Source organism: Arthrobacter sp. SAFR-044 (genome assembly GCF_059414985.1).
Genome location: NZ_JBPFDN010000009.1, coordinates 225,096 through 232,231 on the forward strand (window position 1 = coordinate 225,096; position 7,136 = coordinate 232,231).

Sequence of the window (7,136 nt, forward strand, 5' to 3'; positions counted from 1 at the left end):
CTGGTGGCGCTAGCCTTCGTGCCTTCGGGCCGGAAGCGGAGCGGGCAGCACCTTGCGGTAGCCGGAGCGGGCCGGCGGCCGGTCAGTCGGCAGTTCCTGGATCATTTCCTTCAGTGCCCCAATGCCGTACTCCAACTGGGGATCACGTCCGGCAGCATAGGCATGCGGCGGGTACGCCACCTCGATATCCGGATCAACTCCGTAGTTCTCCACGCTCCAGCCAACGCCGCCGCTGAACCAGTTCGCATAGCGGGGCTGGGTGACGCCGGTGCCGTCCGCCAGCGCAAACCGGTTGTCGATGCCGACAACGCCGCCCCACGTGCGCGTTCCGATCACCGGCCCGATGCCCCGCAGCTTTGACACCTGGGTGATGATGTCGCCGTCTGAGCCGGCAAATTCATCCGCCAGGATGATGACTGGCCCCCTCGGCGCGTGGTGGGGGTAGGTGCGGGGCTTCTCCCCGCGCGGCATGCTCCACCCCGTGACCTTGCGGCCGATGAGCTCAGCCACAAGCTGTGATGTGTGGCCCCCGCGGTTGCGGCGGACATCGACGATCAGTCCATCAAATGCGGTTTCCGTGTCCAGGTCCCGGTGGAGCTGGGCCCAGCCGTTGGCCATCATGTCGGGAATGTGCAGGTAGCCGAAGGTTCCGTTGGAGGCCTCGCGGACGGTCCGCCGGTTGCCCGCCACCCATTCCTGGTACCGCAGGCGCTCCTCATCCTTGACAGGGACGACGGCGACCCGGCGCTGGGTGCCTTCAGCGCCGCCGTGTCCGGGACCGTTGAGGAGGGTGAGTTCCACAGCGCGGCCGGCGGCTCCCACCAGCTGCATGGCAGGGGTTACGTTTTCGGAGAGCGGGACGCCGTCGACGGCCAGCAGGACGTCCCCCGCCTTGGCACCGACGCCCGGCCGGGTGAGCGGGGAGGTGGCCAGCGGGTCAGAGGACTCGCCCGCCAGGATGCGGGTGATTTCCCAGCCCCGCGCGGTGTGCGAGAGGTCGGCGCCGAGCCTGCCCTGTCCGCGGCTGCCGCGCTCGGTGACCGCGGCGGGGCGCACGTACGCGTGGGACGTTCCGAGTTCGCCGTGCAGTTCCCACAGCAGGTCCACCAGGTCATCGTGGGAGCCCAGCCGATCCACCAGGGGACGGTAGCGGGCGTGGATGGATTCCCAGTCCTGGCCGGCCATGTCCTCGGTCCAGAAGAAGTCGCGCTGCAGCCGCCAGGCTTCGTCAAATGCCTGTCCCCAGACGCTGAGCGGGTCCATCAGGACACGGATCCGGCCCAGGTCCACCTTGACCACCTTGCCCGATTCCTCGTCCGCCTTGGCGTCCGACGGAACCACGGTGACCTGCTTGTCGGCAACCACCACCACCTTGCTGCGATCGCCGGAGAGGCGGTAGCTGTCCACAGCATCCACCAGGGTGGCCTGCTTGCGCCGGGTGATGTCGTACCGGACCAGGCTGGGACGGGCGTCCTTGTCCTCCTGGCTGGCCTTCCCGTCGCCGGTCACGCCTGCCAGGACGGAGTCGAGCCAGAGGAGCGCACCGTCAACCGTCTTCAGTGAACTGTAGTTGCCCTGTGGCACGGGGACACCGATCACGCGGTGGGCCAGGCCCTCCGCATCCACCTTGACCGCAGGCACGGGGCTTTCCCCTGCCTCGGCTGCATCCGTGGACTTCGCGTCCGTGCCGGTATCCAGCTCCGCGCCCGCGGGATCAACCGACGGGCCAAAGGGCGACGGCGTCTCAGCCGCGAGTGCCACCAGGTAGGGCTTGATGGGGCTGGGGAAGGAGAGATCGAACGAATGTCCGTCGTACACGGGGTCGAAGCTGCGGTTGGACAGGAAGGCGAGGAATTTGCCGTCCGGGGTGAACGCAGGCGACGCGTCGCGGAAGCGGCCGTCGGTAACGTCCACCGGCTCGGCGTCGAGCCGGTCCACGGTGGCCAGGCGCAGCCGGCTGCGCGAACCAAAGGAGGTGACGGGCTCCGACCAGGCCAGCCAGCGCGAGTCCGCCGACCAAGCGAGTTCGGAAATGCTCCCTTCCCCGATGCTGGCCACCTGGCTGAGGGCGCCGCTGCGGGTGTCCAGTATGTATACGTCGCCGAACGATGTTCCCAGGGCAACCCAGCGGCCGTCGGGACTTGCCTCCAGGGAACTGGCACGGGACGGCGTCGGTACGGTGATGCCTGCTTCCGCCGGGGTTGCCTGGGCAGCCGGGGCGGGAGCTGCATCCGTGGGCGCCACGTCGGCCTGCTGCTCCTCATCCGAGGGTACGTGTGCCGCGGCTCCCGCGGGCTTGCCACTGGACGCGGGAACAGGCCGGGGAAGGCTGACTGCGTCAGTGTCCTCCCCGCCGGTTGCCGCCTCCGCGGAAGCATTCGCGGGAGGGTTGGAAGGAGCGCCCGCGACGGCGGCCGGGACGCTGCCGGACTGCGGATCCAGCTGCGCTGCGGTGTGCGGAACGGGAGCGGCGATGTCCTTGATGTGCAGGGCTTCCACGCCGTCGTGGTCGGCAATGTAGGCGATGCGGCCGTCCCCGAGCGGCCTGGGCAGCCGGCCGCGGACGCCCGGGGTGGCCTCGATGATGCGGGATGGACCGTCTTTGTGCCGCAGCCAGTGGATGGTGCCGTGGGATTCAACGGCACTGGCGGCGCCGGCCATATCCGGCGCCACCGCCCCCAGGTGCTTGACGGCGTCGAGCAATGCGGGGCGCCTGGTCTGTGAGGCGGAGCCGAGGGTGATGTCCAGCTTTACCGCGTCCGAGCCCAGGTCATGGAGGACCCAGAGTTCCCCTGCGGATTCAAAGATGACCCGCTTGCCGTCAGTGGCTGCATGCCGGACGTAGAAGTCCTGGTGGTCGGTGTGCCGGCGCAGGTCCTTACCGCTGGGCAGGACCGAGTACAGGTTGCCGTAGCCCTCATGGTCTGACAGGAACGCGATCCGGCCCTCCACCCAGAGGGGATCGGTGAGGTTGCCGTCGAGGTCCGGGAGCAGGCGTTCGAACTCACCGTTGCCGTCGCGGTCGATCCACAATTTCCCTGCCGTTCCGCCGCGGTACCGCTTCCACCATGCCGGTTCGCGGGACAGTACGCTTGCCAGCACTACAGGGCGTTCATCGCCTACCTCGGGACCGAAGGCAACGGACTCAACCGGCCCGTAGGGAAGCTCCTGGGCCCAGCCGCCCTCGAGGGGAACACTGTAGGCGTGAGTGTGCCGGCTTTCGGCCTGGCGGAAGGCACTGGTGACCACCACGGAGCCCCCGGTGGTGAATCCCTTGACCTTAGTGCTGCTGTGGCCGAAATAGGTGAGCTGCCGGTACCCGCCGCCGTCGACCTGTGCGGAGACCACCTCCGGTGCCGTTCCCTGCACGACGGTCCACACCAGGCGCTTACCGTCGGGCGTGAAGCGCGGGTTGCGGGCAGGGAGCTGGAGCGACGAGACACGCCAGGCCCGGCCGCCGCCCAGGGGCGCAATCCACACGTCATCCTCGGCCACGAAAGTGACCAGATCACCATGCAAATGCGGGAAACGGAAGTAGCTCGAAGAGGTCATCGTTCGATCATAGTCAACTGCTACCCCGCCCCACGGGAGCTACACGGCCCGGGCTGCCGTGGTGAGATGGACCCATGCACATTGTCATGGCCGGCGCCTCCGGGCTTATCGGTACTTACATGTCCGCAGCATTCCGCCGTGCCGCCCACTCGGTGGTGACGCTGGTCCGCAGGCCCCCGGCAAGCGCCGCCGAAGTCCGCTGGGACCCGGCGGCAGGTGTCCTCGATCCCGGTGTTTTTGCCGGTGTCGACGCGGTGGTGAACCTCTCCGGCGCCGGCATCGGTGACCGGCCGTGGACCCGGAGGCGCGTGGCGGAGTTGTTCAGTTCACGGCTGGGACCAACCAGGACGCTGGTGCAGGCCATGGCACGGGCCGATACGCCACCAGCCACCTTCATCAGCCAGTCAGGTGCCAACTACTACGGTGATGCCGGCAACACTGTCCTGCGCGAGGACGCTCCGGCAGGCTCCGGGACGCTGGCGCAGATCTGCCTGGAATGGGAGCAGGCGGCTCTGATGGCGCCGCCGGGAGTGCGGGTGGTGACGCCCCGTACCGGGGTGGTGTTCAGCCGTTCCGGTGGAGCGCTGGGCAAGCTGCTCCCGCTGCTGCGCCTGGGTGTGGGCGGTCCATTCGGAAACGGCCGGCAGTTCTGGCCCTGGGTGACGCTTCCCGACGTATCGGCCGCGTTCCTGTTCCTCCTGGGCTCCCCGGTCTCCGGCCCGGTCAATGTGGCTGCCCCTGAGCAGGCGGACGTGAACACCATCGTGGCGGCGCTGGCCCACGCGCTGCACCGGCCTGCCGTGCTGCGGGTTCCTGCCCCCGTGCTGCGCACCGTGATGCCCGGTTTGGCCGAGGAACTGCTGCTTGGGAGCCAGCGGATGGAGCCTGCTGTCCTGGCGGCTGCCGGGTTCCAGTGGCAGCACGGGCACCTGGCAGACGCTGCACGCTGGGTGGCCGGAAAGACCGGCACCTCCTAGCCGTGCGCAGGGAATCGGACAACAGCCGGTGTGCCTGTTTACGGGCCCGGCAGGATGTCACTCACCCGCCACTGTCCATCCACGGACACCAGGACCAGCCGAAGTACCTGCGGCCGGGTGGGTGTCCCCGTGGCCAGCACCGTGCCAGCCGCGTCCACCATCCGGTATCCGGAGGTAGCGGACACTGCCCGCACCACGGCATGGACGTCGGTGGCGCCGTCTTCCGAAGCCAGCTCTGAAAGCGTGGTGGTGAATCCGGCGAGGCGCTGGCCGGAGGCGGCGAACTGGCGGGCGATACGCTGGTCCGCGGCGGCTGCCGATGACCCGGGGGCGTTCACGTCTGCCAGGAGTTCCACGCCCCCGGTGCTGAAAGCGTAGTCCCGCAGCGCCGCCAGCCCCTGCGCAGCTGCCACGGGATCAACTGCTGCGGCCTGGAGCCGCGCAACGTCAACGGGTACCGCAGCTCCTGCCCCTCCACCGGCACTGACTGCGGCCGAGGGCGAGGGCGCAGACAGCGGTGGCAGCCCGTTTGCACCACCCACATGCCGCGTGCTGTCCCCCGCGGACGATGACACCCACCACACCACTGCCGCCGCCGCGGCAATGAGCGGCAGGACGGACCGCAGGAGCACCCGCCGAACCTGGCCACCAATGGGGCCATCCACGTGTTTTCCCCGGGACTCCCCCGCGGCTTTCGCCCCTGGCCAGGTTCTGTCCCGCGCCGGTGATGGCGCCTCGTTCCGCGCCTGTGACAGCCGTGCCGGTGCAGGCCGTCCGGGCCAGCGGGATGACGCCGCCCGGCGGCGCAACCCCTGGAGTTTCATTCGCAGTCCGCTGCCCTTCCCCGCAGCGGGAACCTGTCGCCGCGTCATCAGCTCGGGCAGGACAGTGGGATGGACGGCATCGGAGAGGTCCACGGGGTGTGGTTCTGCGCTGCGGTAAACAGCAGTAGCCAGCGCCAGCGCATCAGGCCGCAGCCGCCGCTCGTCGTTCAAGCCTGCCTCCAGTGCAGCCGCAAGGTCTTTGGGAACGCCGGGAACCAGGAGCGGCAGGGGCGGGCGGTCTGCCGTGCGCCCGGGCGCTTCCCCCGTGAGGCAGTACCACCCGAGGGCCGCCAGCGAGTACACGTCGCGTTCCGGCTGGAGGCCTGCACGGACGGCGTCCACCGGGGCGGGGTCCAGGAAACCGCCCGTTCCCACGGTCCTGCCGCCCGGGTCGCCGAGCATCCTGGCGACGCCCAGGTCCGACAGCATCGGTTTTCCCTGGCCGGTAAACAGGACGTTTCCCGGCGAGACGTCGGAGTGCGTGAAGCCTTTGCCGTGCAGGTAAGCCAGTGCCTGCGCGATGGGCGTCAGGACTGTGACCGTCTCCCCCACGCTGAGGCTGCCGCGGGCGGACACCAACTGCGCCAGGGACCCGCCGGGAGCATAATCCATGATCAAGGCTGTGCCGCTGCAGGGTTCCGTCCCCTCCACCGCCTCGTGGGCCCTGATCAGGTGCTGGTGGTCAAGGACGGACAGGATGCGGATCTCCCGCCGCACGTCGTCGCCGGTGATGGTCGTGCCGCTGCGCCTCCTGCTTCCGCTGGCACGGAAGCACTTCACGGCGCATTCCCGGCCCGTCCGTTGTTCCCTTGCCAGCCACACGTCCGCGCTGCCGCCCCTCCCCAGCAGCCGGCCGACGTCGTAACCGGGAACCTCAGGTGCCTGTGCATCGTCCATGGTCCATGTCTAGCCGAGTTCCGGCCTTGCTGCAGAAGTTATCCACAGCCCGTGGCGGGCGCAGTCACAAAGAGTGCGCGCGGTGAGCTTGGACACTAAACCGGGCCGGTTCGGCTGCGGGGTCTAAGCTGGATGCCATGACTCTTGAGTTTTCACAGCTGGGTCTTGCCCCCGACTTCGTTGATTACATGGACGGCTGGGATGCCCAGCGCGAACTCCATGACAAAGTTGTCGCCGGAAGTGCGCCCAGCACAGTCCTTCTTTTGGAGCATGCCGCTGTATATACGGCAGGCAAGCTCACCGAGGACCACGAGCGGCCCTTTGACGGTACGCCGGTTGTCGCGGTGGACCGCGGCGGCAAACTTACCTGGCATGGCCCCGGACAGCTGGTTGCGTACCCCATCCTGAAGCTGAAGAACCGCTCCGGAATCAGGGACTACGTGGAGCGCCTTGAAGAGATCATGATCACCGTGATGGCCGACTACGGCATTAACGCCGAACGCATCAAGGGCCGCGCGGGTGTGTGGATCAAGGCCGATTCCAAAGGCCCCGACCGCAAGATTGCAGCTATCGGCATCCGCGTCCTGAACGGCGTTACCATGCACGGCGTCGCCATCAACTGCAGCAACGACCTGGCAGCGTACGGCCAGATCATTGCCTGCGGCATCACCGACGCCGGAGTAACCACCATGTCCCTGGAAACGGGCAAGGACATCCGGCCCGCGGACATTGCGGACCGGTTCGTGGCGGAATTCCGCAAGCATGAAGAAGCATTGGTTTCGAGCCCTGAAGGAGCTCTACTGTGACATTGGCACCTGAAGGCCGGAAGATGCTGCGGATCGAGCAGCGCAACGCTGCGGTCCCGGTGGAGCGCAAGCCCGAGTGG

Annotated in this window: 4 protein-coding genes; 2 read left to right on the forward strand and 2 right to left on the reverse strand. The window is 68.1% G+C overall.

The genetic code is table 11. The features are described 5' to 3' along the window. Positions 1-9: 9 nt before the first annotated feature. A complete protein-coding gene (locus ACR65J_RS15415) occupies positions 10-3,552 on the reverse strand; it encodes a S41 family peptidase (protein ID WP_440170597.1) in 3,543 nt (1,180 codons plus the stop codon). A gap of 74 nt (positions 3,553-3,626) precedes the next feature. On the opposite strand from ACR65J_RS15415, the gene ACR65J_RS15420 reads away from it, so the two are divergent. Then, positions 3,627-4,529 (forward strand): TIGR01777 family oxidoreductase, encoded by a 903-nt coding sequence (locus ACR65J_RS15420; protein WP_440170600.1) that lies wholly within the window; start codon positions 3,627-3,629, stop codon positions 4,527-4,529. A gap of 38 nt (positions 4,530-4,567) precedes the next feature. Here the strand turns inward: ACR65J_RS15420 and ACR65J_RS15425 are convergent, their stop codons facing one another. Continuing rightward, entirely contained in the window at positions 4,568-6,250 is a 1,683-nt protein-coding gene (locus ACR65J_RS15425) for a serine/threonine-protein kinase (RefSeq protein WP_440170602.1), read from the reverse strand. Between the two features lie 137 nt (positions 6,251-6,387). Between ACR65J_RS15425 and lipB the strand changes: the two genes are divergently transcribed. Continuing rightward, complete coding sequence (gene lipB / locus ACR65J_RS15430) at positions 6,388-7,056, forward strand: lipoyl(octanoyl) transferase LipB (protein ID WP_440170605.1); 669 nt, start codon at positions 6,388-6,390, stop codon at positions 7,054-7,056. The last annotated feature ends 80 nt before the right edge of the window (positions 7,057-7,136 follow it).